Origin of the sequence: Reyranella sp., from assembly GCF_965279625.1 — a bacterium.
Taxonomy (GTDB): domain Bacteria; phylum Pseudomonadota; class Alphaproteobacteria; order Reyranellales; family Reyranellaceae; genus Reyranella.
Map to the genome: position 1 here is coordinate 1,585,124 of NZ_OZ257251.1, position 23,179 is coordinate 1,608,302.

Annotated in this window: 21 protein-coding genes; 6 read left to right on the forward strand and 15 right to left on the reverse strand. The window is 67.9% G+C overall.

The annotated features are described in order from the left end of the window. Nucleotides 1-7 precede the first annotated feature (7 nt). Nucleotides 8-1,432, reverse strand: a complete 1,425-nt coding sequence (locus tag ACQY78_RS07745; protein WP_428684312.1) for a M23 family metallopeptidase — start codon at nucleotides 1,430-1,432, stop codon at nucleotides 8-10. A 233-nt stretch (nucleotides 1,433-1,665) separates the two neighbouring features. Between ACQY78_RS07745 and ACQY78_RS07750 the strand changes: the two genes are divergently transcribed. After that, nucleotides 1,666-2,805 (forward strand): hypothetical protein, encoded by a 1,140-nt coding sequence (locus tag ACQY78_RS07750; protein ID WP_428684314.1) that lies wholly within the window; start codon nucleotides 1,666-1,668, stop codon nucleotides 2,803-2,805. Then, nucleotides 2,802-3,488, forward strand: coding sequence for a vWA domain-containing protein (locus ACQY78_RS07755; RefSeq protein WP_428684316.1), 687 nt, complete (start codon nucleotides 2,802-2,804; stop codon nucleotides 3,486-3,488). The genes ACQY78_RS07750 and ACQY78_RS07755 overlap by 4 nt, the downstream gene beginning before the upstream one ends. Here the strand turns inward: ACQY78_RS07755 and ACQY78_RS07760 are convergent. Beyond that, complete coding sequence (locus tag ACQY78_RS07760) at nucleotides 3,485-4,342, reverse strand: ATP-grasp domain-containing protein (RefSeq protein WP_428684318.1); 858 nt, start codon at nucleotides 4,340-4,342, stop codon at nucleotides 3,485-3,487. The genes ACQY78_RS07755 and ACQY78_RS07760 overlap by 4 nt on opposite strands. 48 nt (nucleotides 4,343-4,390) lie before the next feature. Here ACQY78_RS07760 and ACQY78_RS07765 point away from each other — a divergent pair, with 48 nt between their 5' ends. After that, on the forward strand, nucleotides 4,391-4,930 hold the full coding sequence (locus ACQY78_RS07765; RefSeq protein ID WP_428684320.1) for a chlorite dismutase family protein: 540 nt from the start codon (nucleotides 4,391-4,393) through the stop codon (nucleotides 4,928-4,930). A gap of 14 nt (nucleotides 4,931-4,944) precedes the next feature. Here the strand turns inward: ACQY78_RS07765 and ACQY78_RS07770 are convergent, their stop codons facing one another. Both ACQY78_RS07770 and ACQY78_RS07775 read right to left on the reverse strand, forming a co-directional pair. Next, on the reverse strand, nucleotides 4,945-6,003 hold the full coding sequence (locus tag ACQY78_RS07770; RefSeq protein WP_428684322.1) for a M48 family metallopeptidase: 1,059 nt from the start codon (nucleotides 6,001-6,003) through the stop codon (nucleotides 4,945-4,947). Nucleotides 6,004-6,005: 2 nt separating this feature from the next. Then, nucleotides 6,006-7,121 (reverse strand): DUF898 family protein, encoded by a 1,116-nt coding sequence (locus ACQY78_RS07775; protein WP_428684324.1) that lies wholly within the window; start codon nucleotides 7,119-7,121, stop codon nucleotides 6,006-6,008. A gap of 203 nt (nucleotides 7,122-7,324) precedes the next feature. Between ACQY78_RS07775 and ACQY78_RS07780 the strand changes: the two genes are divergently transcribed. Then, complete coding sequence (locus tag ACQY78_RS07780; protein ID WP_428684326.1) at nucleotides 7,325-9,304, forward strand: methylmalonyl-CoA mutase family protein; 1,980 nt, start codon at nucleotides 7,325-7,327, stop codon at nucleotides 9,302-9,304. A 223-nt stretch (nucleotides 9,305-9,527) separates the two neighbouring features. Then, entirely contained in the window at nucleotides 9,528-10,484 is a 957-nt protein-coding gene (locus tag ACQY78_RS07785; protein ID WP_428684328.1) for an IS110 family transposase, read from the forward strand. A gap of 165 nt (nucleotides 10,485-10,649) precedes the next feature. On the opposite strand, the gene folB is transcribed toward ACQY78_RS07785, so the two are convergent. Genes folB through ACQY78_RS07810 form a run of 5 tightly spaced genes read right to left on the reverse strand, consistent with a single transcriptional unit; the run spans nucleotide 10,650 to nucleotide 17,056 of the window. Then, nucleotides 10,650-11,033: a dihydroneopterin aldolase gene (gene folB / locus ACQY78_RS07790; RefSeq protein ID WP_428684330.1), complete on the reverse strand. Its 384-nt coding sequence runs from the start codon at nucleotides 11,031-11,033 to the stop codon at nucleotides 10,650-10,652. 5 nt (nucleotides 11,034-11,038) lie between these two features. Next, nucleotides 11,039-13,369, reverse strand: coding sequence for a 5-methyltetrahydropteroyltriglutamate--homocysteine S-methyltransferase (metE, locus tag ACQY78_RS07795; protein WP_428684332.1), 2,331 nt, complete (start codon nucleotides 13,367-13,369; stop codon nucleotides 11,039-11,041). Nucleotides 13,370-13,402: 33 nt separating this feature from the next. Then, on the reverse strand, nucleotides 13,403-14,341 hold the full coding sequence (prpB, locus tag ACQY78_RS07800; RefSeq protein WP_428684334.1) for a methylisocitrate lyase: 939 nt from the start codon (nucleotides 14,339-14,341) through the stop codon (nucleotides 13,403-13,405). A gap of 5 nt (nucleotides 14,342-14,346) precedes the next feature. Next, nucleotides 14,347-15,525 (reverse strand): bifunctional 2-methylcitrate synthase/citrate synthase, encoded by a 1,179-nt coding sequence (gene prpC, locus ACQY78_RS07805; protein ID WP_428684336.1) that lies wholly within the window; start codon nucleotides 15,523-15,525, stop codon nucleotides 14,347-14,349. A 10-nt stretch (nucleotides 15,526-15,535) separates the two neighbouring features. Then, complete coding sequence (locus ACQY78_RS07810) at nucleotides 15,536-17,056, reverse strand: MmgE/PrpD family protein (RefSeq protein WP_428684338.1); 1,521 nt, start codon at nucleotides 17,054-17,056, stop codon at nucleotides 15,536-15,538. Between the two features lie 202 nt (nucleotides 17,057-17,258). On the opposite strand from ACQY78_RS07810, the gene ACQY78_RS07815 reads away from it, so the two are divergent. Next, nucleotides 17,259-18,674 (forward strand): short-chain fatty acyl-CoA regulator family protein, encoded by a 1,416-nt coding sequence (locus tag ACQY78_RS07815; RefSeq protein WP_428684340.1) that lies wholly within the window; start codon nucleotides 17,259-17,261, stop codon nucleotides 18,672-18,674. Between the two features lie 8 nt (nucleotides 18,675-18,682). Here ACQY78_RS07815 and nikR read toward each other — a convergent pair whose 3' ends face one another. The 6 genes from nikR to ACQY78_RS07845 are packed head-to-tail and all read right to left on the reverse strand — an operon-like array spanning nucleotide 18,683 to nucleotide 23,085. After that, nucleotides 18,683-19,159, reverse strand: a complete 477-nt coding sequence (gene nikR / locus ACQY78_RS07820) for a nickel-responsive transcriptional regulator NikR (RefSeq protein ID WP_428684342.1) — start codon at nucleotides 19,157-19,159, stop codon at nucleotides 18,683-18,685. A 46-nt stretch (nucleotides 19,160-19,205) separates the two neighbouring features. Then, complete coding sequence (locus tag ACQY78_RS07825) at nucleotides 19,206-20,594, reverse strand: PepSY-associated TM helix domain-containing protein (protein WP_428684344.1); 1,389 nt, start codon at nucleotides 20,592-20,594, stop codon at nucleotides 19,206-19,208. A gap of 50 nt (nucleotides 20,595-20,644) precedes the next feature. After that, nucleotides 20,645-21,061, reverse strand: a complete 417-nt coding sequence (locus ACQY78_RS07830) for an ExbD/TolR family protein (RefSeq protein ID WP_422012007.1) — start codon at nucleotides 21,059-21,061, stop codon at nucleotides 20,645-20,647. A gap of 12 nt (nucleotides 21,062-21,073) precedes the next feature. After that, a complete protein-coding gene (locus tag ACQY78_RS07835) occupies nucleotides 21,074-21,802 on the reverse strand; it encodes a MotA/TolQ/ExbB proton channel family protein (protein WP_428684346.1) in 729 nt (242 codons plus the stop codon). An 11-nt stretch (nucleotides 21,803-21,813) separates the two neighbouring features. Further along, nucleotides 21,814-22,608, reverse strand: coding sequence for an energy transducer TonB (locus ACQY78_RS07840; RefSeq protein WP_428684348.1), 795 nt, complete (start codon nucleotides 22,606-22,608; stop codon nucleotides 21,814-21,816). Then, entirely contained in the window at nucleotides 22,609-23,085 is a 477-nt protein-coding gene (locus tag ACQY78_RS07845) for a copper chaperone PCu(A)C (RefSeq protein WP_428684350.1), read from the reverse strand. Nucleotides 23,086-23,179 lie beyond the last annotated feature (94 nt).

A 23,179-nucleotide genomic window follows, 5' to 3' on the forward strand; every position in this document is an offset into this window, starting at 1 on the left:
CGCTTGCTTAGTTGCTCTCTTCGCCGCCAGGAGCCGCCGCCGTTTCGCGGGCCCGATCCGTTTCCGCGATCTGCTCCTTGAAGCGTTCGAGATCCTTGCCGGCGAGCCGCGTGCGCTGTGCGGTGCGCGCCATGGTGAGCGGATCGATGGGCCGGCCCCCGCGATGCAACTCGAAGTGCAGGTGGGGCCCGGTCGAGAGGCCGGTGCTGCCGACATAACCGATCACCTGGCCCTGGCGCACGCGGGCGCTGCGCTTCACGCCCGGCGCGATGCGCGACATGTGCGCGTAGCCGGTGGCGAGGCCCCCGTCGTGGCCGATCTTGACCCAGTTGCCATAGCCGCCGAACCGCCCGGCCTCGATCACGTGTCCTGAACCGGCAGCGAGGATCGGCGTGCCCGGCGGTGCGGCGAAGTCGATGCCCGCATGCAGCCGCGTGAACCGCAGGACCGGATGCTGGCGCAGGCCGAAGCGGGAGGAGATACGGCTCATGTTCAGCGGCGTGCGCAACAGCGCCTTGACCACGCTTTCGCCCTCGCGATTGTAGAAGAACTCTTCGCCGTCCTGCGGGTCGAACCGGTAGATGCTGTAGGTTTCGGCCCCACCGCCCGTGGTGATCTCGGCCCACAGCACGCGCCCGTCATCCGCGGGCCTGCCATCGCTGGTCCAGGAACGCTCGACCAGCACGTCGAACCGGTCGCCGGGCTTGATGTCGTGCTGGAAGTTAACGTCCCACGAGAAGGCGCGAAGCATCTCCGCCAGAGGTCCGTGCGGCACGCCGGCCGCTTCCGCGCTGCCAATCACCGATCCATCGACCTCGCCCGATGCGCGCATGAGCCTGGGCGCGACCTCGAAGACCTCCTCCTCCAGGCTGTAGCTGCCGTCATCGTCGCGCTCGACGTTGAACGCACGCTGCGGCTCGGGGCGGATCGACAGCCCGACCAGGACCGTCGCCTTCTCTTCATGGAGCTGCCGGAGCTTCACGATCAGAGCCTGACCGATCGGTAGCCGATCCAGACGCACGCGAGCGGCGAGGACCGCGACGATCTCGGCCACGTCGGCAGCCTCGATGCCCAGCCGCGCGAGAACACGGGCGACGGTATCGCCCTTCTGCAATTCGATCGCCGCTTCGACATGCGGTGGTGCGAAATCCGGCGGCGCTGGATCCGCCAGCTCGGGACCGGGAAGGACCGTCGCGATGTCGGTCACCGGCACTTCCGGCGCTTCCGGCGCAGCCATCAGCGCCACCGGCGTTCCCGATTCAGGGTAGAGGTCGAGTTCGCCGGCCACACGTTGCGAGGTCTTCTTCGCGGGCAACGCCAGCAGGCTGACCATCGCCAGGACGACCAGACTGCCGAAACACATTCCGACGGTCTTCCAAGGGCGGCCCGCCGAGGCGGCGGGGCGAATCTGCTCATAGGGGCGCTGTGCCATGAAAGCCTGCGGATGGGGCATTCCGGGGAGGTCCTCTGGGGACTGGGTTGGGAAGAAGCAGGACGCTGAGCTCGCGTCGGCGCGGGCGGAGAGTTGGTCGGAATGTTGGCAGCAATGTGGTTCCGCGTCGTCGCGACGCGGTGCTGTGCGATACCTGACACAGTGAAGACCATCGCCTTCGCGCGCAGCCGAGCGCCTTTGTTTTGGCGATATCGCACATCATCTGTCGCGGCATGGTGGAAGCGTTGCAGGCGTGGCTTTCCGACGGGACGCATCTCGCCTTTCTGGCCGGTGGCATCGTCCTGCTCTATCTGGCGCGCGACGCGGCCCACCGCCTGCTGCGTGCAGCCTTCCTTCTGGCCGCGCACACGCTTCGTCTCGTCGAGCGCTGGATCGGCTTCGGCGCCTCCTCGGCGAATGCGCGATACGAGAGGCTGACGGCGGGCATGAAGGAAGCGGAACTGCAGCCGCGCCTGCCGGCCGAAATCCGCGACGTCCATCGCCTCGTCGATCGCCAGCGCCCGGACGATCCCAAGGCGCAGGCCGCGCTCGAGCGCCTCGAGGCGAATGTCGCCGAACATCGGCAGGTGATCGAATCCTATGGCCTCCTGCTTCACGCCCGTCAGGCTTCGCCGGCGCCGCCCCGCGAGGTGAAGCTCGGCCATTCGACCGGCATCGGCTTCGTCTTCGCGATCGTGCTGATCCTGGCCGTGGGAATCGCGGGATGGCTCAACTTCGCGCTTCTCGAAAGGCCGATGGCCGAGGTGGTGGGCGATTCCTATCGCCTCATGGGCGTGCCGATCTACCGGCTGGCGGCCCTGGCGATCATCGTGCTCGAGGTCGCCGTCGGCATCGTGCTGCTGGAGGCGCTGGGCGTGACGACCATGTTCCCCCAGTTCGAACGGCTGGAACAGAAGAAGGGGCAACGGCTCGCCATCATCGTCGTCATGACTACGGCGCTGGTGGTGCTGGCGCTGATCGAGGCGGCGCTCGCCCTCACCCGCGACGAGATCTCCCGGCTCGAACGCGAACTGCTGGGGACCCTGGCCGGCACGGCGCCCTCCGAAGCCGGCGAAGCCGCCGGCGCCATGGCGCGCTATGCGCAAGCGGCGTTCGGCCTGATCATACCCTTTGCCCTCGCCTTCCTGGGATTCGCCATCGAAGCGCTGATCCGCAACGGTCGCGTCGTGCTCCAGCTCCTGGTGGGCTTCATCCTCGAGTCCCTGTCCTTCGCGGTGCGCCTGCTGCGCTTTCTCGTCGAAGGGCTGCTCGCCGTGGCGCTTGCCGCCTACGACCTGGTGATCTTCCTGCCGCTCGTGGTCGAGCGGCTTGTGCGGGCTCTGCTCTCCTCCCGCACGGTGCGCTCCTCATGACAGACTTCGGCCGCCGCTTCTTCAACGCCGGCCTGTTGGCCACGGCGACGGCCGGGTCCACCCTGGCTCTCGCCGCCTGCGAGGAGCGCAGCGCCACCGCCTCCGCGGTCTATGGCCTGCTCGACGTGTCGAAGAGCTACTTCCGCGAGGTCGATAAGGCGCTGCGCACTTTGCGCGTCACGATGGGCTTCATGCGGGCGCATGACAGTTTCGCGGTCGCGGAGATCGGGGCCTGCAGCTTCACCGACGACGCGGTCCTGCTGAGCTTCACCGCGCCCGACCGGCCGACCGAACGCCAGCGCCTCGTTGGCGCCTACGGGCAGAAGCTCGCGGACTATGGCAGCCGCGCGAAGCCGGCGGGTTACACCGACATACGCGGCGCCCTGCTGCAGGCCGCGCAGCATCTGGCAGCGCGACAGGCGGCCACGCGCACCATCGTGCTGTTCTCCGACCTCGAAGAAGACCTGCCGCCCACCTGTCGTCGCGATCCGGCACTGCCTGCCACCCTCCGCGACATGGACGTGATCGCGACCAACGTGACCCGCCTCCCCGACGACAATCGCGATCCCGCGCGCTACGCCCGCCGACTGGAGGGGTGGCGGCAGCTCGTGGAAGCTGCCGGCGCCCGCTGGAAGGTCGCGCCCGATCCGGCCGAGGTTACGTCGCTGTTCAGGGATAGCTAGACGAGACGCTTGAGCGTGGCCTCCGCGAAGCGTTCGGCCGAGGGCGGGTCGACGTCTAGGGCCAGCGCTGGCTCCAGCACCTCGACCTCGATCACGATCACCACGCCGTCGCGCACGACGCCGTCGACCCGGGCATAGAGCGGCATCTCGGGCAGGGTCGCGAGGCAGGCGGCGCCCTGGTGTCTAACCTCGGGCGGCGGCGCTTCGGCGGTGCGGGTCGGCTTATAGCGCGAGTTGGTGCGAAACTCGCCGGGCGGCGGCCGCTTGCGGATGGCGTGGCTGAAGACGCCGTCGAAATAGACCAGCGAGAGCTCGCCCTCGGCAATTTCCGGCAGGAACTCCTGCACCACGACGCCCGCCTGGCGCGCCTCGTCGGCAAGGCCCGCGATCTGCCCGGCCAGGGTCGCGCGCTCAAGCAACTCGACCGAATGGCCCGACGCGCCGCTGGCCGGCTTGACGACGGCCTGCGACCAGCCGGTTTCCCCGAAGACCCGGCCGATCGCCGACACCTCGCAGGGCACGACGAAGCTTCGCGGCACGCGCACGCCCGACGCCGCGAGCTTTTCCACGTAGTCCTTGCGCAGGTTCCAGCGCACCAGATCGAGGGAATTGAACAGCCGCGTCGAAGCGGCCATCGCCTCGGTCCATGCCCTGAAGTCATCGAGCGCGCGGTAATAGCCCCAGGTCGAGCGCAGCACGACGGCATCGGCGCCGGCGAACGCCTCGCGCGGCCCGTCCCACGGCGCGCCCGTGACGCGGCACCCGCGCCGCTCCAGCGCGTCGGCGTAGAGCCGGTCGGATGGGGTGATGGCGGAGTCATCGGCGGCGGTGGCGAGAACGATGTGCGGGCTCATGCCGCTTCATAGCCAAGCAGCCGGCGCGCGTCTTGCTAGGATGGATCCATGCCGCCGCCCTTCACCGTCACCTTCTCCGCCGGCGACGCCGGTCCCTGGCGCATCGAGCGTCTGTCGGCCGTTTCCGGTCCCGGCCTGGCCGCCGCGACGCATCTCGCCCCGACGGACATCCCCGGCGCCGCGTGGCGGCTGCGCGGTGTCGTCAGCCATCCACGCTATTCGACGGCGGCCGAACTGAAGGAACTGGCCGGCGTGCAGGCCGGGCTCGGCCGCAGCGAGGCCACATGCGCGGCGCTGATCCCGATCCGCAAGTCCGAAGCCTGGTGGTCGATGGCCCAGGACGAGCGCCGGGCGATCTTCGAGGACAGATCGCGCCACATCGCCCTGTCGATGAAGTACCTGCCGGCGGTGGCGCGCCGCCTCCACCACGCCCGCGACCTCGGCGAGCCCTTCGACTTCCTCACCTGGTTCGAGTTCGCGCCCGAGCACGAGGCGGCGTTCGACGCCCTCCTGGTCGAACTGCGCGCGAGCGAGGAATGGAAGTACGTGGAGCGCGAGGTGGAAATTCGACTGATCCGAACGGGCTGAGCGCGAACGATCTGCTATTTGCAGACGTTCCGGAGCGCCTGCCATTCGGCCGGCGTGAAGGGCAGCTTGCCGTTCGGCGGCCGCTTGGTCGCAGCGATGCGCTCCTGCGTCGGCGGATGGCTCGACCAGATGCCGGCGGCGCTGGCGGCATCGTCGGGTTTCTCCTTCATCATCTTCTCGAAGAACGTCGAGACGCCATCGGCGCGGAGGCCACGTTGCTCGAGCAGGTGCACGCCGGTCTCGTCGGCCTCCCGCTCGAAGGCGCGGCCGTTGCGCATGGCCAGCAATGTGGTGCCGCCGCTGCCGACCGTGGTCAAGACATCGGAGTAACCGCCGGTCAGCAGCTTGATCAGCATGTCGATGCCGAAGGCACGGATCACACCCTTGGTCGGATGAAAATGCACGACATGGCCAATTTCGTGCGCCAGCACGCCCGCGACCTGCGTGCTGCTCGCGTCGTCGATCAGCGCCGAATAGAAAACGAGTATCCCGCCCGGCAGGGTGAAAGCGTTGACCAACTTACCCTTCACCACGTGTACCGTGACCTCGTGCGGGTAGCCTGCTTCCTTTGCCAGATCGTTGGCCAGGCGGTTGATCGCGGCGAGGCCCGCGTTGCCGGTGCAGACTTCCTCATCGGCCGTGATCTCGTCGAGCACCGTCTCGCCCAGCTTCACCTGCCACGAGTAAGGCATCAGCGGTGCGGCATAGCCGGTGCCGTACTCGACCACGCTCCAGAACAGGCCGACCAGCGCGACGATCGCCAGCGAATAGGCGCCGAGGCGCGGCACGACCTTCACGGGTTCGAGCGCCAGCGGCTTCAGCGCGGGCACCAGCGAGACGAGCTGCGCCCGCCAGGCTGGATCCTCGACCACCAGACGCGCCTCGCTGCCGCGCAGCGCCAGCGGCGGCACGGCCTCATGGTGCGAATCGCCCAGCACGGACACGTCGGCGACCGGCCAGCGCGCCACGAGGCCGGAGTCTTCCGAACGGGAGATGAGCAGTTCCTGGCTGGTGACCTTCAAGGTCACTTCCTGCACGTCGGCGGTGACGCCGTCATAATAGCGGGCCGCCATCGTCAGACCCCGCTCACGTCGAACATGTCGAGCAGGCCCTCGCCATAGGTCGGGCCGAGATCGGTCGGCTGCCGGATTTCGCTGCCCTCGGGCGCGCCGTAGATCCAGAGTTGGCCTGCGATCAGCTTCATCGTGCGGTGCATCACCCACGGCCATCCGATGCCCAGGGTCAGCAGCACGATCAGGTAGTTAAGAACCAGGAACCCCCACATCTGCCAGGTCGAGATGGCGGTGGCGAACAGCACGTTGCCGGCGCGGGAGTGGGTCACGAGGTAGCGCATCAGATAGGCCTGCCACCAGCAGCGCAGCGGCAGGATGAGCAGGCCGAACAGGATATAGGCACCGAAGGCGATGAGCAGCACCACGGCCACGGTGCGCAGGCTGGGATGGGCGAACAGCTTCAGGAAGTCGTCGGCGGAGAAACCCAGACCCTCGAGCGTGCCGCCGACCGCCATGAAGGTGACGACGGCCGCGGCGACCCAGGCCACGATGTTCAGGAAATAGTAGCCGAGATAGCGGCCGTAAATGTCGCCCGCGCGGCCCGCGAAGGCGAAGCCCTGGGTGCCGACCCGCGTGTTGACGATGCGCGGGCGTGCCAGGTTCACCGACACGACGGGCGTCAGCAGGTAGCCCGTCATGGCATTGGCGAATTGCAGGAAGGTCGCGATGGCGCCGTAGGCCCAGGCCGAGCCCGCCATGCCGCAGCGGATGCCGCGCCAGCGCGTGCGCGAGAGCTTGTAGCGCAGACCGGCATAGTGGCCGACATAGGCCAAGGGAAAGCCGATCAGCACGACCGACAGCGAGAACAGGTCGAACAGCCCGAAAGTGGCGAACGGCTTCTGGTGGAAGACGTACAGCCACACCAGGTACATGAGGCCGGACCAGGCGGCGACCAGCAGCAGCGCCAGCAGGAAGCCGATCAGCAGCTCCCGGCCGCGGCCGCGATACTCGAACCGGTCGCCCAGCACCGAGAGATGGTTCCAGACATAGCGCCGGATACGGGTGCGGCCCCAGAAGCGCGACCAACCCAGAGTCACCAGCATCATCGCGAGATGGCGCAGGTAGATGGCGTAGAGTTCGCCCAGCCGCCCATCATAGACCGGCCGGCTGGGGGTCATATCGTGACTCCAGGGCGTACCGGGGACGGCTGTGGGGCTGGAGGGTCCCGGCGGCGTCTGGCCAGCCGTCTGACCCCAAGGGGAAGACGCGTCGCTCAAATCCCCTCTTTTCCCTTCCGCCGCGTTGCAAAATCTTCGATGCTGCGACGCAGCATGATCTGGTGTACCCAAGTCTACGTCAACAGCACTGCGAATCGCCACACATGACAATCCCGAACCGCGACAAGCCCTGGCTCATTCGCACCTATGCCGGCCACTCCACGGCCGAGAAGTCGAACGAGCTGTACCGCACCAACCTCGCGCGCGGCCAGACCGGCCTCAGCGTCGCCTTCGATCTGCCGACGCAGACCGGCTACGACAGCGACCATGTGCTGGCCAAGGGCGAGGTCGGCAAGGTGGGCGTGCCGATTTCGCATCTCGGCGACATGCGCACCCTGTTCGACGGCATCCCGCTCGACCGGATGAACACGTCGATGACCATCAACGCGCCGGCCGCCTGGCTGCTCTCGCTGTACATCGCGACCGCCGAGGCGCAGGGCGTCGACCGGTCGAAGCTGCAGGGCACGACCCAGAACGACATCATCAAGGAATATCTCTCGCGCGGGACCTACATCTTCCCGCCCGAGCCGTCGCTGAGACTGACGGCCGACACGATCGGCTTCACCTATCGCGAGGTTCCCAAGTGGAACCCGATGAACGTCTGCAGCTATCACCTGCAGGAGGCCGGCGCGACGCCGGTGCAGGAGCTGGCCTTCGCGCTGGTCAACGCCATCGCCGTGCTCGACGCGGTCAAGGCCCGCGGCCAGGTGCCCGACGCCGACTTCCCCAAGGTGGTGGGCCGCATCTCCTTCTTCGTGAATGCCGGCATCCGCTTCATCACCGAGATGTGCAAGATGCGGGCGTTCGCGGAGATGTGGGAAGACATCACGCTCAACCGCTATGGCATCGCCGATCCCAAGCAGCGCCTGTTCCGCTACGGCGTGCAGGTGAACTCGCTCGGCCTCACCGAGCAGCAGCCCGAGAACAACGTCTATCGCATCCTGCTCGAGATGCTGGCCGTGGTGATGAGCAAGAACGCCCGCGCCCGCTCGGTGCAGCTCCCCGCCTGGAACGAGGCGCTCGGCCTGCCGCGGCCCTGGGACCAGCAATGGTCGCTGCGCCTGCAGCAGATCGTGGCCTTCGAGACCGACCTGCTCGAATACGGCGACATCTTCGACGGCAGCAAGGAGATCGCGGCCCGCGTCGAGGCGCTGAAGCAGGAGGCGCTGGCCGAGATGGGCCGCATCGCCGACATGGGCGGCGCCGTGGCAGCCATCGAGGCCGCCTACATGAAGCAGCGCCTGGTCGAATCCAACCTGAAGCGGCTCGCCGCCATCGAATCGGGCGAGCAGACCGTGGTCGGCGTCAACGCCTACACCGAGGGCGCACCCTCGCCGCTCGGCGGTGGCCAGGAGTCGATCATGACGGTCGACGATTCGGTCGAGCGCGGCCAGATCGAGCGGCTGAACGCCTGGCGGGCGACGCGTGACGGTGCGGCGGTGAAGGCTGCGCTCGCCGAGCTGGTCGCCGCGACCAAGGAAGATCGCAACGTCATGCCGGCGTCGATCGACTGCGCCAAGGCCGGCGTCACCACCGGCGAATGGACCGAGGCGCTGCGCGGCGTGTTCGGCGAATATCGCGCTCCCACCGGCGTGGCGCGCGCCGCGGGCGTCACCGACGGCCGCCTCGAAGTAACGCGCCGCGAGGTCGATGCCGTCTCGCGCCGCCTCGGCCGCCGCATCAAGATGCTGGTCGGCAAGCCCGGCCTCGACGGCCATTCCAACGGCGCCGAGCAGATCGCCGTGCGCGCCCGCGACTGCGGCATGGAAGTCGTCTACGAGGGCATCCGCCTCACGCCCGAGCGCATCGTCAACGCCGCGCTCGAGGAGAGCGTGCACGTCGTGGGTCTGTCGATCCTGTCCGGGGGCCACGTCTCGCTGGTCGGCGACGTGCTGAAGGGAATGCGCGAAGCCGGCATCGGCGACGTGCCGGTCGTGGTCGGCGGCATCATCCCGCCCGCCGACGCCGAAGCCCTGATCGCCGCCGGCGTGTCGCGCGTCTACACGCCCAAGGACTTCGACCTCACGCAGATCATGCGCGACGTGGTGGCCGTGGTCGACAAGGCGTGGAAGGAAGCGGCGTAAAAATAGCGCGTCGTCCTCGTCTTAGCAAAAACGGCTAGCCTTTAGACGCTTCGCAAGGAGCGCGCGGGCCCGGATGGCCATCCGGGCCCGCGCGGCCGGTCGTCGGATCGACGTCGTCTGATCCCTTTGGGGGATGAGCTCAGCAAGATCGCGGCCGGCCTCTTCACCCGATCCGGATGGTTGCCCGAACTCCAGGTTCGAAGACGAGGCAGGATGGACGAAGATGAGCGATGTTAGCATGGTCGTAGCCGGGATCGACATCGGCAAGGCGCGGCTGGACGTGGCGCTGCACGGCGCGGCAGACCGCATGGCGTTCGACAACAGTGCGGCCGGCCATCACCAGCTGATCCAATGGCTCCGCGCGGCGCAGGTCGTGCGGGTCGGTCTGGAATCCACCGGTTCGTACTCGCAGGAAGTGACTGGCACGTTGCGCGAGGCCGGCTTCGAAGTAGCGGTATTGCAGCCCCTACAGGTCCGGGCGTTCGCGCAATACCGCCTGCGCCGGGCCAAGAGTGACCCACTGGATGCGGCGCTGATCGCCACCTGCGCGGCGTTGCTCGACAAGGTGCACGAGGCTTCGGATGCGCGGCTGGTTCCCCTTGCCGAGCATCTGCGGCTGATCGAGCAGCTGGAGGACGACGTGGTGCGGGCCAAGACGCGCCTGGAGGCCGCGCATCTGGCGCATGTGCGCCGCTTCCTGCGCCGGGAGGTCGAGCGGCTGGAACGGCGCGAGGCGGCAGAGCGGATCCTGCTGATGAAGAGCATCGCCGCCGAGCCTGACCTGCTGGCCCGGCTGCAACTGATCCAGAGCGTCGACGGGGTCGGCGAGCGCACCGCGCTCAGCCTGCTGCTGCTGCTGCCCGAACTCGGGCGTCTCGAGCGTGAACCGATTGTCTCCCTGGCGGGGCTGGCTCCCTTCGTGCGGCAGTCGGGCAAATGGAGAGGCCAGAGCCGCATCGGCGGCGGCCGCGATCGGGTGCGTCGCGCGCTCTATGCCGCCAGCCTCGCGGCAGCCTTCCGCTGGAATCCGTCCATCAAGGCGCTGTATCAACGCCTGAAGACCGCCGGCAAACCCCATCGTAAGATCATGATCGCCTGTGCGCGCAAGATGCTCATCCAGGTCAACGCCGTCGTCGCCCGCGGCACCCCGTGGATCTCATCTCGCCGCGTCCCCGCATAGTGCATTCTTAATGGTTGCTGAGCGAAGCGCCCCCTCGGAAGACCTCGGGGCAGGCTCCGTCGCGCAGTCGAAGGACCTCTTTTCGTTTCGAGACACCACGCGTCGGAAAAGAGGCCCTTCGACTGCGCCGCTCTTCGAGCGGCTTCGCTCAGGGCGACGGATTTCCTAGCGCCGTACCGAACGCCGCCGCATCAGGACCACGCCGACGTCGGCGAATTTGCCGCGCAACGGCGCTTCGGGCTTGTGGACCGTGATCCGCACCGCGTCGATCGGCCGGAAGCGCCGCAGCAGCTCCTCCACGATGGCAAGCGCCAGCGCCTCGATCAGGGACATGTGCGGACCGCCGACGACCTCGACAATCGTGTCGAGGATCGCGCCGTAGCAAACGGCCCGCCGGTAGTCGTCGCTGCGCGCGTAGTCATCGGCCTCAAGCCAGACCTCGGCGTCGATGACGAAGCGCTGCGGCCGCGTCCTCTCCTCCGGAAGCACGCCGTGGCACGCGCTGACTTCGATGCCACGGAGGAAGATGCAGTCGCCGGAGAGCGACATGAGCCTCAGGCCGTCGCGCGCAGTCTCTTCGCGGCCTCGACCATGTTGACCAGCGCGGGTTTCACCTCTTCCCAGCGGCGGGTCTTCAGGCCGCAGTCGGGATTGACCCAGATCTGGTCGGGCGACAGCCGCTCCCTCGCCTTGACGAGCAGCGCCGCCATCTCCTCGACCGGCGGCAGCCGCGGCGCATGGATGTCGTACACGCCCGGTCCGATCTCGTTGGGATAGCGGTAGCTCGTGAAGGCCTCGAGCAACTCCATCTTCGAGCGCGCCGTCTCGATCGAGATGACGTCGGCGTCCATGGCGCCGATCGAGTCGATGATGTCGTTGAACTCCGAGTAACACATGTGCGTGTGGATCTGCGTCCGGTCCCCCACTCCCGAGGCCGAGAGACGGAAGCACTCGACCGCCCAGTCGAGATAGGCCTTCCACTCGGCCTTGCGCAGCGGCAGGCCCTCGCGGATGGCGGGCTCGTCGATCTGGATCACGCGGATGCCAGCGGCTTCGAGATCGACGACTTCGTCGCGCAGGGCCAGCGCGATCTGCCGGCAGGTCTCCGAGCGGGGGATGTCGTCGCGCACGAACGACCATTGCAGCATCGTCACCGGGCCGGTCAGCATGCCCTTCATCGGCTTCTTCGTCAGGGACTGGGCATAGCTCGACCACTCGACCGTCATGGGTTCCGGGCGTGAAACATCACCGAAGATGATCGGCGGCCGGACATAGCGCGAGCCGTAGCTCTGCACCCAGCCGTGCCGAGTGAAGGCGTAGCCCGCGAGTTGTTCGCCGAAATACTGCACCATGTCGTTTCGCTCGAACTCGCCATGAACCAGCACGTCGATGCCGATCTCCTCCTGCCAGCGCACGGCGGTCTCGGTCTCCCGTCGCAGGTACTCCTGGTACTCGGTGTCGCCGAGAGCGCCCTTGGCATGAGCCGAGCGCGCCTTGCGCACACCCTCGGTCTGCGGAAAGGAGCCGATGGTCGTCGTCGGGAAGGCCGGCAGGTCGAGTTGCTGGCGCTGCAGCACGCGCCGCTCCCCGAACCCGCCCGGCCGGCGGGCCATGGCAGGCGTGACCGCGGCCAGGCGCATCCGCACGGCCGGATCGTGGATCTTGGTAGAGACCCGGCGCGCCCCGGCAGCCCAGCTCGACGCCACCAGCGCGTCCTGGACGGCGTCGCGGCCTTCGTTGAGCGCACGGCCCAGGATCGCGAGCTCGTCGACTTTCTGGGCAGCGAAGGCCAGCCAGTTCCTGAGATCGTCGTCCATGCCCTCTTCCTGCGCGAGGTCGACCGGCACATGCAGCAGCGAAGAGGACGGCGCGAGAATGATCCTGTCGGCGCCTCGCTGCCTGATCGCCGCTTCGCTCCGGGCCAGCAGCGGCTCGAGATCGGCGCGCCACACGTTGCGCCCGTCGATCAGGCCGAGCGACAGGACGAGGTCCTTCGGCGCAGCATCGAGCACGGGGGCAAGCTGCTCGGGGGCGCGCACCAGGTCGATGTGCAGGCCCGCGACCGGCAGCTTCACGGCGACGCCCAGATTGTCGCCCAGTGCGCCGAAATAGGTCGCAAGCATCAGCTTCAGGCCCGGCACCTCGGAGGCAAGGGTGGCGTAGGTCGTTTCGAAGGCCGTCCGAGTCGCGTCGTCGATGTCGAGGACGAGCGCGGGTTCGTCGATCTGCACCCAGTCGGCGCCAGCGCTGTGGAGCCTGTGCAGGACTTCGACATAGACCGGCAGGAGGTTGCGCAGCAGGGCCAGCGGATGGAGCGACGGGTCCTTGCTCTTGCCCAGCAGCAGGTAGGTGACGGGCCCGACCAGAACCGGGCGCGTATGGATGCCGAGTCTCTTCGCTTCGAGGAACTCGTCGACCGGCTTGGTCGAACCCAGGCTGAAGGTCTGGCCGCGACCGAACTCGGGCACCATGTAGTGATAGTTCGTATCGAACCACTTGGTCATTTCCAGCGCGGGCAGGCCGTGCGCAGCCGATCGATGACCGTGGGCGGCGCAGGCATCACCGGCCTTGCCGTGGCTGCCGCGCGCCATGGCGAAACAGGTCTCGAGCGGCACGGGGCCGCCCTTCCAGCCGTAGATCTCCGGAATCGCGCCGACCATCACGCTGGTGTCGAGCACGTGGTCATAGAGGGAAAAGTCGTTGCTCGGGATGTGATCGACGCCCGCCGCCTTCTGGCGCGACCAGGCAGCGGCCCGCAGCGACGCGGCGCTCTCCAGCAAGGCCGCCTCCGTCGTCTTGCCGGACCAGTGGCTTTCCAGCGCCTGCTTCAGCTCGCGGCGGGGACCGATACGGGGGAATCCAAGCGTGCTGACGAGGACGGACATTCGATTACTCCTTTTGGGGGTGGGCAAGCGCGGTCAGCGGCTCGCGTCGAGCGCGTTGCGGCCGTGCGCGGAAGGAAGGACGGTCTGGACGATCGAGGCGTCGAGCGCCTCGTAAGCCGCGAGGTCGATGGCGGCGTAGAGTTCGGCGCGGGTCTGCATGTCGCCCAGGGCCGCCTGCGTGCCGCCGTCGCGCCGGAGGACGGCGTACAGCCGCTCCTGCGCCTTGTTGGCGACGCGCAACGAGGACACCGGCCATATGACCATGGCGTAGCCCATCGCTTCGAACTCGGCCGCCGTGAAGAACGGCGTGCGGCCGAACTCCGTCATGTTCGCGAGCAGCTTCACGCCCGGCAGCGCCCTGGCAAAGTCGCGGCACATGTCGGCCGTGGTCAGCGCCTCGGGAAAGATCGCGTCGGCGCCGGCCTGGATGTAGAGCTTGGCCCGCGCAACGGCGCCCTCCATGCCTTCGCTGGCATGGGCGTCGGTGCGCGCGATCACCTGGAGATGCCGCCGGGCCTTGGCCGCCGCCGCGACCTTGGCCGCCATGTCGTGCGCGCTGACGAGCTTCTTGTCGTTGAGGTGGCCGCACTTCTTGGGCAGCACCTGGTCCTCGATATGGACCGCCGCGGCGCCCGCCTCCTCGAACGCCCGCACCATGTGCATCACGTTCAACGCCTCGCCGTAGCCCGTGTCGCCGTCGACCAGCAGAGGCAGCCCGCTCGATCGCGCGATCTGGCGGATGAAGAAGCACACGTCCTCGACCGTGAGGATGCCGAGATCCGGCAATCCCATCGACGCGGTCATGGCCGCCCCCGAGAGATAGAGCGCCTCGAACCCGGCGGCCTTGGCCTGCAGCGCGGCCATGCCGTTATGGGCGCCGGGCATCCGCAGGATCGCGGGGCGGTCGAGCAGAGTGCGAAAGCGGCTGCCCGCCGGTTCGGACGGCAGGTCCTTGGCAACGAGATACGGCATGGCGTTCAGGCCGCGCGCGCAGGCGCTTGCTTGCCGCGCTGGAGCAGCGGCACGAAGGCACGGTTCTCCGGTCCCGTATAGTGCGCCGCCGGGCGGATGATCTTGTTGTCGATGCGTTGTTCGATGATGTGCGCGCACCAGCCCGAGGTCCGCGCGATCACGAACAGCGGCGTGAACATCGCCGTCGGCACACCCATCAGGTGATAGGAGACGGCGCTGAACCAGTCGAGGTTGGCGAACATCTTCTTGGTCTCGCCCATCACCGCTTCGATGCGGTCGGCGATGTCGTACATGCGGCTGGTGCCGGCCTCGTCGCCGAGCTGCCGGGCGACCCGCTTGATCACCTCGTTGCGCGGATCGGCGATCGTATAGACCGGATGCCCGAAGCCGATCACGACCTCCCTCGCCGCCACGCGCCGCCGGATATCCGCCTCGGCCGCGTCGGGATCCTCGTAGCGTTGCTGGATCTCGAAGGCGACCTCGTTGGCGCCGCCATGCTTGGGGCCCCGCAGCGCGCCGATCGCACCGGTCACTGCGGAGTAGACATCAGCGCCCGTGCCGGCGATCGAGCGCGCGGTGAAGGTCGACGCATTGAACTCGTGCTCGGCGTAGAGGATCAGCGACGTGTCCATGGCCCGGACATGGCTCGCACTCGGCGCCTGGCCGTGAAGCAGGTGCAGGAAGTGCGCGGCGATGCCGTCGTCGTCGGTCTCGACGTCTATGCTGCGGCCGTTGTGGGCGTAGTGGTGCCAGTAGAGCAGCATCGAACCCAGGGACGCCATCAGCCGGTCGGCGATGTCGCGGGCCCCGGGATGATTGTGGTCGGCCGCCTCCGGCAATACGCAGCCCAGGGCCGACACGCCCGAGCGCATCACGTCCATTGGATGAGCCGCCGCGGGGATCGCTTCGAGCGTGCGCTTCACCGCCGCCGGCAGGCCGCGCAGCGACCGCAGCTTGGTCTTGTAGGATGCGAGCTGGACCTCGGTCGGCAGGGTGCCGTGCACGAGCAAGTGCGCGATCTCCTCGAAGGTGCAGCGCTCGGCGATGTCGAGAATGTCGTAGCCGCGATAATGCAGGTCGTTGCCGCTGCGGCCGACGGTGCAGAGCGCGGTCGAGCCCGCTTCGACACCGGACAGGGCGACGGACTTCTTGGGGCCTGGCTTGGCCGGCGTGGGATTGGACATTGTGGCCTCCTTATTCGCTGGCTTCGAAGAGACCGCGTGCGGTCGGCGCGGCGAGATGGTCGGGACTGACGACGAAGTTGAGCTGGCAGAGCTCGTCGGCTTTCAGTTCAGGCAGCCGCTCGACCGCCTGCAGAAATCGCTTCTGCTCGGCCTCGGCCACGATGCCTTCGGCCAGGGTGCGGAACTTCGTGACATAGTCGGGTCGACGCCACGGATGGGCACCCAGCGGATGGGCGTCGGCGACCGCGATCTCGTCGGCAATCACGCGGCCATCGTCGAGCGTCACCTGCACATGGCCGCCGAACGCCTTCCGCGCCGGATCGGTTGAGTGATAGCGCTCGGTCCACTCGGGACCTTCAACGGTGCTGATCCTGCGCCACAGCGCCACCGTGTCGGGCCGTTGCGCGCGCTCGGGCGCGTAGGAGCGCTCATGGTGCCAGCCGCCGTCCTGCAGGGCGACGGCGAAGATGTACATGATCGAGTGGTCGAGCGTTTCGCGGCTGGCCGTCGGGTCCATCTTCTGCGGATCGTTGGCGCCGGTGCCGATCACATGGTGCGTGTGATGACTGGTGCGGATGACGATGCTGCGGACCTTCGAGAGATCGCCGATCTTCGGACCCATGCGCCGCGCCAGATCGATGAGCGCCTGGCTCTGGTATTCGGCCGAGTGCTCCTTGGTGTAGGTGTCGAGGATCGCGCGCTTGGCCTCGCCCCTCTCGGGCAGTGGCACGAAGTATTCCGCCTTCGGACCGCCGAGCAGCCAGGCGATGAAGCCGTCCTCGCCCTCGTAGGCCGGCGACGGCGCGCCCTCGCCGCGCATCGCGCGATCTACGGCCTCGACCGCCATCTTGCCCGCGAAGGCCGGCGCATAGGCCTTCCAGCTCGAAATCTCGCCCTTGCGCGACTGGCGCGTCGTCGTCGTCACATGCAGCGCCTGCTGAACGGCCTGATAGACGATCTCCACCGGCAGGCCGAGTGCCGCGCCGATACCGGCGGCGGCCGACGGTCCAAGATGGGCGATGTGATCGATCTTGTGCTCGTGCAGGCAGATGCCCTTTACGAGGTCGACCTGGATCTCGTAGGCGGCGGCCAGGCCGCGCACGAGCGCCGCACCGTCGAGGCCACAATGCTGGGCGACGGCGAGCACCGGCGGGATGTTGTCGCCGGGGTGCGAATAGTCCGCCGCCAGGAACGTGTCGTGATAGTCGAGTTCGCGCACCGCCACACCGTTGGCCCAGGCGGCCCACTCCGGCGAAACGCGGCGCGACGGGAAGCTCGACACGCCGAACAGGGCGGCGCCCGGCTTGCCGGTATGGGCCCTGGCCTGCGCCCGCGCACTCACGATCGGCGGACGGTTGAGCGACGCCGCGGCGACCGCCGCATTGTCGATGATGCGGCTGCCGATCATCTCGACCACCTCATCCGCGATCGGCACCGGATCGACCGCGACCTCGGCGATCTTCCAGGCAAGCTGCCGTTCGCGCGGCAGGCTTTCGGCGGACTTGTAGGTGCGGACGCTGTGGAGCTTCACGAAGCGGCTTCCTCTGTCGAAGAGTGATCGGGGACTGGCGTCGCGACCGGACCCGCTGGAAACGCGGTGGGCCGGCCTTGCAATCGAGCTGGATGTCCGCAATATCTGCAAGATGAAGGGCCGCGGATATTGCTGAATTTGCGATCTTTTGCGGACGTCTGAGCGCTGACTTGCAAACCTTGCAAACACGACACGAGGCAGAATGCGCAAGACATTCATGGGGGTGCGGCTGCGGGCGCTGCGCGAGGAACGCCGCATGACGCAGGCGGCCCTTGCCGACGCGCTCGGCCTGTCGACCAGCTACCTCAGCCAGCTCGAGAAGAACCAGCGGCCGCTCACCGTGCCGGTGCTGCTCAAGATCAATTCGGTGTTCGGCATCGACGTGCAGCTCTTCTCGGACAATGACGAGGCGCGGCTGATCTCGGATCTGCGCGACGCGCTGTCCGAGGCCCAGCCCGGTGAAACCGTGCCATTGGCGGAGATCCGCGAACTGGCGGCCGGCATGCCCGCGATCGGACAGGCGCTGGTCAATCTCCACCGCCGCTACCGCAGCGAAGCAGAACGCGCCGACGCGATGGCCACGCGCCTCGGCGATGAGCGACCGGAGTCACAATCGATGCCGATGCCCTTCGAGCAGGTGCGCGACTTCTTCTATGCGCGACACAATCACGTCGCCGAACTCGATGACGCGGCCGAGCGCCTCTACGAAGCGGCCGGGCTTTCCGTCGGCAATTTCAACGCCGGGCTGATCGACTACATGGCGCGCCGCCACGGTGTGCGGATCGCCCGCGACTCCGGCGATGAGCCTTCGGGCGTCCAGCGCCGCTACGACAAGGCAGCGCGCGTGCTGCACCTGTCGGCGCATCTGCGACCGGGCCAGCAGGCCTTCCAGATGGCGACCCAGCTCGCCTTCCTGGAAGTCGACGAGCTGCTGCGCCGTCTGGTCGACGAGGCCGCCTTCGAGGGGAACGAGGCGAAGGCCCTCGCCCGCATCGGTCTCGCCAACTATTTCGCCGGTGCGCTGTTGCTGCCCTACGGTCCGTTTCTGCAGGCCGCCGAGACGGTGCGCTACGACATCGAACGGCTGGGTCGCTGGTTCGGCGTCGGCTACGAGACGATCTGCCACCGGCTCAGTACGCTGCAGCGTCCCTCGGCGCGCGGCGTGCCGTTCTTCTTCGTGAGGGTCGACCGGGCCGGCAACATCTCCAAGCGCCAGTCGGCGACCGACTTCCACTTTTCGCGCGTCGGCGGCTCATGCCCGCTATGGAACGTGCACGAGGCCTTCGCCCATCCCGGCCGCATCCTGACGCAGCTCGCGCAGATGCCCGACGGTCGCACCTATCTCTGGATCGCCCGCACGGTGCAACGCGGCCATGGCGAGTACGGCGCTCCCGGCAAGAGTTTCTCGATCGGCCTGGGCTGCGACCTGCGCCATGCCGCGCGCCTCGTCTACTCCAAGGGGCTCGATCTCGGTGATGCCGCCAGTGCCACGCCCATCGGCGCCGGCTGTCGCGTGTGCGAGCGGCCGTCCTGCCCGCAGCGCGCCTTTCCGCCGATCGGCCGCGCCCTGACGATCGACGAGAACCGCAGCCGCTTCGCGCCCTACCCGGCTGCCTAACGAAAAGCCTAGGCGTGAATGTGGTCGTGGCCGCCGCCACCGCGCCCGCCGTGGCTGTGGCGCTTGGTGTCGAGTTCCGCCGGCACGAGATGGAGCTGGCCATGGCGCACGCCGCGCTGGCTCACCGTCTCGTCGGCCATCGCCCGCACCGCCTTGACCGGGCCTCGCAGCACCGACACTTCCAGGCAGGAATCGTGATCGAGATGGACATGCAAGGTGGCCACCTGCAGATCATGATGCTTGTGCTGGGCCTGGGTCAGGCGCCGCCCGAGATCGCGCGTCTCGTGGTCGTAGACATAGGCGAGCGTCGCGATGCAGAAGCCCTCCTCCTTGCCCGCGGGACCGGCATCGAGCGCCTCGCGCGCCGCCGCGTCGCGCAGAATGTCGCGCAACGCCTCGGAGCGGCTGGCATAGCGGTGCTTCTTCATATGGCGATCGAGCGTCGCCAGGAGATCGTCGTCGACCGACAGGGTGACCCGCTGCATCTCACAAACCTCCGCTTCGCGACCTGTCGCACCGGAGGGGATGATATCAGGCAGGCTTCCCACGATGCACCAACAGACGTTCGAGCCCGAGCAGCAGCAGGACCGAAGCGCCGAAGATCGGCAGCAGGAGACACATCGCGGCCGCGGTGGCGATCAGCGCCCGCGGCCAGCGCAGTGCGACCTTTCGCGGAACGCCCAGGCTGCCCCGCGGCCGGCGCATCCACCACGAGGCGACACCGGAGACGGTGAGCCAGACGAGCGACAGGGCGAAGGCCGTGTTCATCCAGAGATTCCACAGGCCGAAGTCGCCCTGGTGGACATGGATGCCGAAGCCCACCATCCGCGGGATCACCGGCTGGTCGGCGCGCAACGCATCGCGCGTCACCTCGCCCGTCTTCGGGTTGCCCAGGATCACGCGGTCGGCGGAGGGCGGACCGTTGCGGTTGCTGACGTAGAGCGGCGCGCCCGGCCACGGCGCCAGTCGCACGCTGAGCGCCTGGCTGATGCCGCGGGCCCGCGCCTCGGTGACGAGATCGTCGATCGGCTTCTGCGCCGCCTCCATCTGTCGCGCCGAGGCGCCGCCCGGCGAGAAGCCGGCGGTGCCCTTCTGATTGAGCGCCGTCTGGACTCTCGACAGGACTTCGCCACCCCAGAAGGCAGTCCAGGGCAGGGCGCTGATCAGGAAGAAAAGGAACACGGCGGAGAAGAGGACGGCGACGATGGCATGCAGGTCGCGCACCGCCATGCGCGCGCCCCGGTCGAAGCGCGGCCGCAGGGCGGCGAGGAAGCCGCGCTGTCGCGGCCACCAGAGATAGAGGCCCGAGAGGATCATGAAGATCGCCCAGCCATCCGCCAGTTCGAGCAGCCAGCTCCCCGGCTTGCCCAGCGGCCAACCGCCATGCAGGGCTTTGGTCAAACCCGGCAGCCACTGGCTTCCCGTCAGCGAGCCCAGCACCCGCCCACTATAGGGGTCGACGAAGATCGGATACGGCAGTCCGCTCTCGTTCAGCAGCATGACCTGGGTGCTGCGGCGCGGATCGTCGGACAGGATGATCTCCTGCACCGGCGGCCCGCCCCGCTCCGTCATCGCGCCATGGTCATGGGCACCGCCGCCGCCATGGCCGTGCCCGCCGGTCACCTTGGCCGAGAATTCCTTGGGCGCGGCCTCCAGCGCCGCGGCGAGCTGCACGCTGGGCGGCAGCGGCGTCGTGCCCGGCTGGACGAAACGCAGTTCGGGGTGGGCCTGGTCCATCCACCATTCGGACCAGAGATAGATCGTGCCCGTCGTGCTCTGCCAGAGCACGAACGGGATCACGAGGAGCGCCGCCAGCAGATGCCAGCGCCAGAGCCTCACATACAGGCGGCCGGCGGGCTGCTCCGCCGAGGGACCGGCGGAAGCGATGCGCTTCGCCCCACCCGCAACATGGTCAGACATGGTTCCTCACTCGGGCATTGCGAGATGAAACAGACGATCGAGACGACACTTCAGCGCGCCGGTTCGCTGACGAAGGCGATCTTGGAGAGGCCGCCCTTGGAGGCGTCGGCCAGGGTCTCGGAGACGTAGCGGTAGGGCACGGTGGCGTCGGCGCGGAGATAGACTTCCGGCTGCGGCCGCTTGCGGCCGGCCTCGACGAACTTCTCCATCGCCTCCTCGCGCGTCACCCGCTCGCCGCCCCAGAACAGCGAGCCCTGGGCGTCGATCGCAAACTCGATCTTCTCCGGCTTCTGCAGGTCGGCGTTGGCCGTCGCCTTGGGCAGGTCGAGCTTCACCACGTTGGTGAGCAGCGGCGCCGTCACGATGAAGATGACCAGCAGCACCAGCACCACGTCGATCAGCGGCACCATGTTGATCTCGGCCATCGGCTGGGACGAGGTCTTGCGTTCGAAACTTCCGAATGCCATTGCCCGTCTCCCTCAGGTCACGGCCGCGAGCGGAACGCCCGGCTTGCGGCCGGCCTGCAGGGCGCGGCCCATCGACAGGAAGGTCAGCAGCTCGAAGGCGAAGGCATCGAGCTTGGCCGTCAGCACGCGGTTGGAGCGGGTCAGCCAGTTGTAGCCCATCACCGCCGGCAGGGCGACCGCGAGGCCGATGCCGGTCATGATCAGCGCCTCGCCCACCGGGCCCGCCACCTTGTCGAGCATGCCGGAGCCCGACATGCCGATCGCCACCAGCGCGTGATAGACGCCCCACACCGTGCCGAACAGGCCCACGAACGGCGCCGTGGCGCCGATCGTCGCCAACATGGTGAGGCCGTTCTCCAGCGAGGTCGTCTCCTCGTCGAGCACCTTCTTGATCGTGCGGGTCAGGAACTCGGTCTCGCTGCCCGCCTCCTCAAGCTTGGCCGCGCCGAACCTGGCGTGATGGGCCTGGGCATGCAGCGAATGCGCCGTCAGATGGCCGAACGGCTCGCGCACCCCGTGGACGCTGAGCTCGTTCTGCACCTGCTCGAGCGAGGTGGCGCTCCAGAAGAAATTCAGGAACCTGCGGCTGCGCCCCTGCCGGATGACCTGCCCGATGCCCTTGTAGATGATCAGGTACCAGGAGATCGCCGACATCACCGCCAGCACGCCCAGCAGGATCTTGGCGACGATGTCCGCCTGCGCGATGAAATGGCCGAAGCCCAGGGCCGTTGTGTCGCCCATGCGATACTCTCCTACTGCAACACGAATTTGATCGGAACGTGGACCAGGACCGCCTGCGCCAGGCCACCTTCCACATAGGGTCGGAACTGCGCCGCGCGGACGGCACTCAGCGCCGCCTGGTCGAGATCGGCATGGCCCGAGGAGGACACCAGCGACACCTGGGCCGGCCGGCCGGTCACGTCGACCAGCACGCGGATCGTCGCCGTGCCCTGATCGCCCGCCCGCCGCGCGCGCGCCGGATAGGCCGGATTGGGTTGCACCAGCCAGCCGAGCTGCGAGGCCTGCACGGTGCGCGGCGCCGCTGGCGCCGCGGGCGCGGCCTGCTGCGGGCCCGCCTCGACCGGAGCCGCCGGACGCGCCGGCTGCGGCTTGCGCTGCACCGGCTTCGGCTCGGGCGGCTTGGGTTTGGGCTCGACCTTTTCCGGCGGTTTGAATTCGGGCGGCGGCGGTTCGTCGGGTGGTGGCAGCTCGACCTTGGCCAGCGGGAACTCCGGCGGCGGCAGGTCGGGCGGCGGCGGCTCGACGATGGTCGCCAGCTTCGGCGGCGGCGGCTTCAGCTCGACCGGCGGCGGCGGTTCGGAGTCCTCGATCTCGGGCTGCGCCGGCTCCGCCGCCGGCACCATACGCACTTCCATCGGCGCGATGTCACCCACCACCAGCTTCACCGGCTCGACCTGCGTCAGCGCCCAGCCTCCTCCCACATGGAAGAAGATCACCAGCGCGAGAATCCCCCGTCGCGCCGCTGTCGACAGCGGCTCCGCGAGTTCGCCGGGTGATGCTGAACGGTCGAGCCGCACGACGGGCACCTATCGCATCTGGTGCCCGGTGCCGGCAGCGCCTACGGCCTCGACCTTGAAGTCCACGTCGATGCTTCCCGCCTTCTCGAAGACGAGCGTCACGGGAACCTTGGCGTCCTTCACGAGAGGAGCCTTCAGCTCCATGAACATGATGTGGAAGCCGCCGGGCTTCAGCGTCACCGTCGCCCCCGGCGGGATCTCGAGGCCATTTGCGAGCTCGCGCATGCGCATGACCTGCCCGTCCATCTTCATCTCGTGAATCTCGACCTTGAGAGATGCCGGGCTGCGGGCGGCAATGAGGCGGTCGGCCGTCGTGCCCTTGTTGGTGATCGTCACGAAGCCGCCGCCGCTCTTGGCGGTGGCCGCAGTGGCGCGGGTCCAAGGCGTCGCGATCTCCAGCGAACCCAGCTTGTAGTCCTGAGCCGATGCCGGAGCTGCCCAGGGCAGAACCAGCAGTGTGCAGATCGCAATTCGACGTCCAATCATGTGAATTCTCCTTTTGATGAGTTTGTGTACGAAGTGGCGGCGGATCGCTCTCCCGCCGCCACAAGAAGATCCGTGTCGGGGCCTTCGTTCAGGT

Bases quoted from the DNA above. Each gene is read 5' to 3' on its own strand.
- ACQY78_RS07745 (WP_428684312.1), bottom strand. From the start codon at position 1,432: ATGGCACAGCGCCCCTATGAGCAGATTCGCCCCGCCGCCTCGGCGGGC.
- ACQY78_RS07750 (WP_428684314.1), top strand. From the start codon at position 1,666: ATGGTGGAAGCGTTGCAGGCGTGGCTTTCCGACGGGACGCATCTCGCC.
- ACQY78_RS07755 (WP_428684316.1), top strand. From the start codon at position 2,802: ATGACAGACTTCGGCCGCCGCTTCTTCAACGCCGGCCTGTTGGCCACG.
- ACQY78_RS07760 (WP_428684318.1), bottom strand. From the start codon at position 4,342: ATGAGCCCGCACATCGTTCTCGCCACCGCCGCCGATGACTCCGCCATC.
- ACQY78_RS07765 (WP_428684320.1), top strand. From the start codon at position 4,391: ATGCCGCCGCCCTTCACCGTCACCTTCTCCGCCGGCGACGCCGGTCCC.
- ACQY78_RS07770 (WP_428684322.1), bottom strand. From the start codon at position 6,003: ATGGCGGCCCGCTATTATGACGGCGTCACCGCCGACGTGCAGGAAGTG.
- ACQY78_RS07775 (WP_428684324.1), bottom strand. From the start codon at position 7,121: ATGACCCCCAGCCGGCCGGTCTATGATGGGCGGCTGGGCGAACTCTAC.
- ACQY78_RS07780 (WP_428684326.1), top strand. From the start codon at position 7,325: ATGACAATCCCGAACCGCGACAAGCCCTGGCTCATTCGCACCTATGCC.
- ACQY78_RS07785 (WP_428684328.1), top strand. From the start codon at position 9,528: ATGAGCGATGTTAGCATGGTCGTAGCCGGGATCGACATCGGCAAGGCG.
- folB (WP_428684330.1), bottom strand. From the start codon at position 11,033: ATGTCGCTCTCCGGCGACTGCATCTTCCTCCGTGGCATCGAAGTCAGC.
- metE (WP_428684332.1), bottom strand. From the start codon at position 13,369: ATGTCCGTCCTCGTCAGCACGCTTGGATTCCCCCGTATCGGTCCCCGC.
- prpB (WP_428684334.1), bottom strand. From the start codon at position 14,341: ATGCCGTATCTCGTTGCCAAGGACCTGCCGTCCGAACCGGCGGGCAGC.
- prpC (WP_428684336.1), bottom strand. From the start codon at position 15,525: ATGTCCAATCCCACGCCGGCCAAGCCAGGCCCCAAGAAGTCCGTCGCC.
- ACQY78_RS07815 (WP_428684340.1), top strand. From the start codon at position 17,259: ATGCGCAAGACATTCATGGGGGTGCGGCTGCGGGCGCTGCGCGAGGAA.
- nikR (WP_428684342.1), bottom strand. From the start codon at position 19,159: ATGCAGCGGGTCACCCTGTCGGTCGACGACGATCTCCTGGCGACGCTC.
- ACQY78_RS07825 (WP_428684344.1), bottom strand. From the start codon at position 20,594: ATGTCTGACCATGTTGCGGGTGGGGCGAAGCGCATCGCTTCCGCCGGT.
- ACQY78_RS07830 (WP_422012007.1), bottom strand. From the start codon at position 21,061: ATGGCATTCGGAAGTTTCGAACGCAAGACCTCGTCCCAGCCGATGGCC.
- ACQY78_RS07835 (WP_428684346.1), bottom strand. From the start codon at position 21,802: ATGGGCGACACAACGGCCCTGGGCTTCGGCCATTTCATCGCGCAGGCG.
- ACQY78_RS07845 (WP_428684350.1), bottom strand. From the start codon at position 23,085: ATGATTGGACGTCGAATTGCGATCTGCACACTGCTGGTTCTGCCCTGG.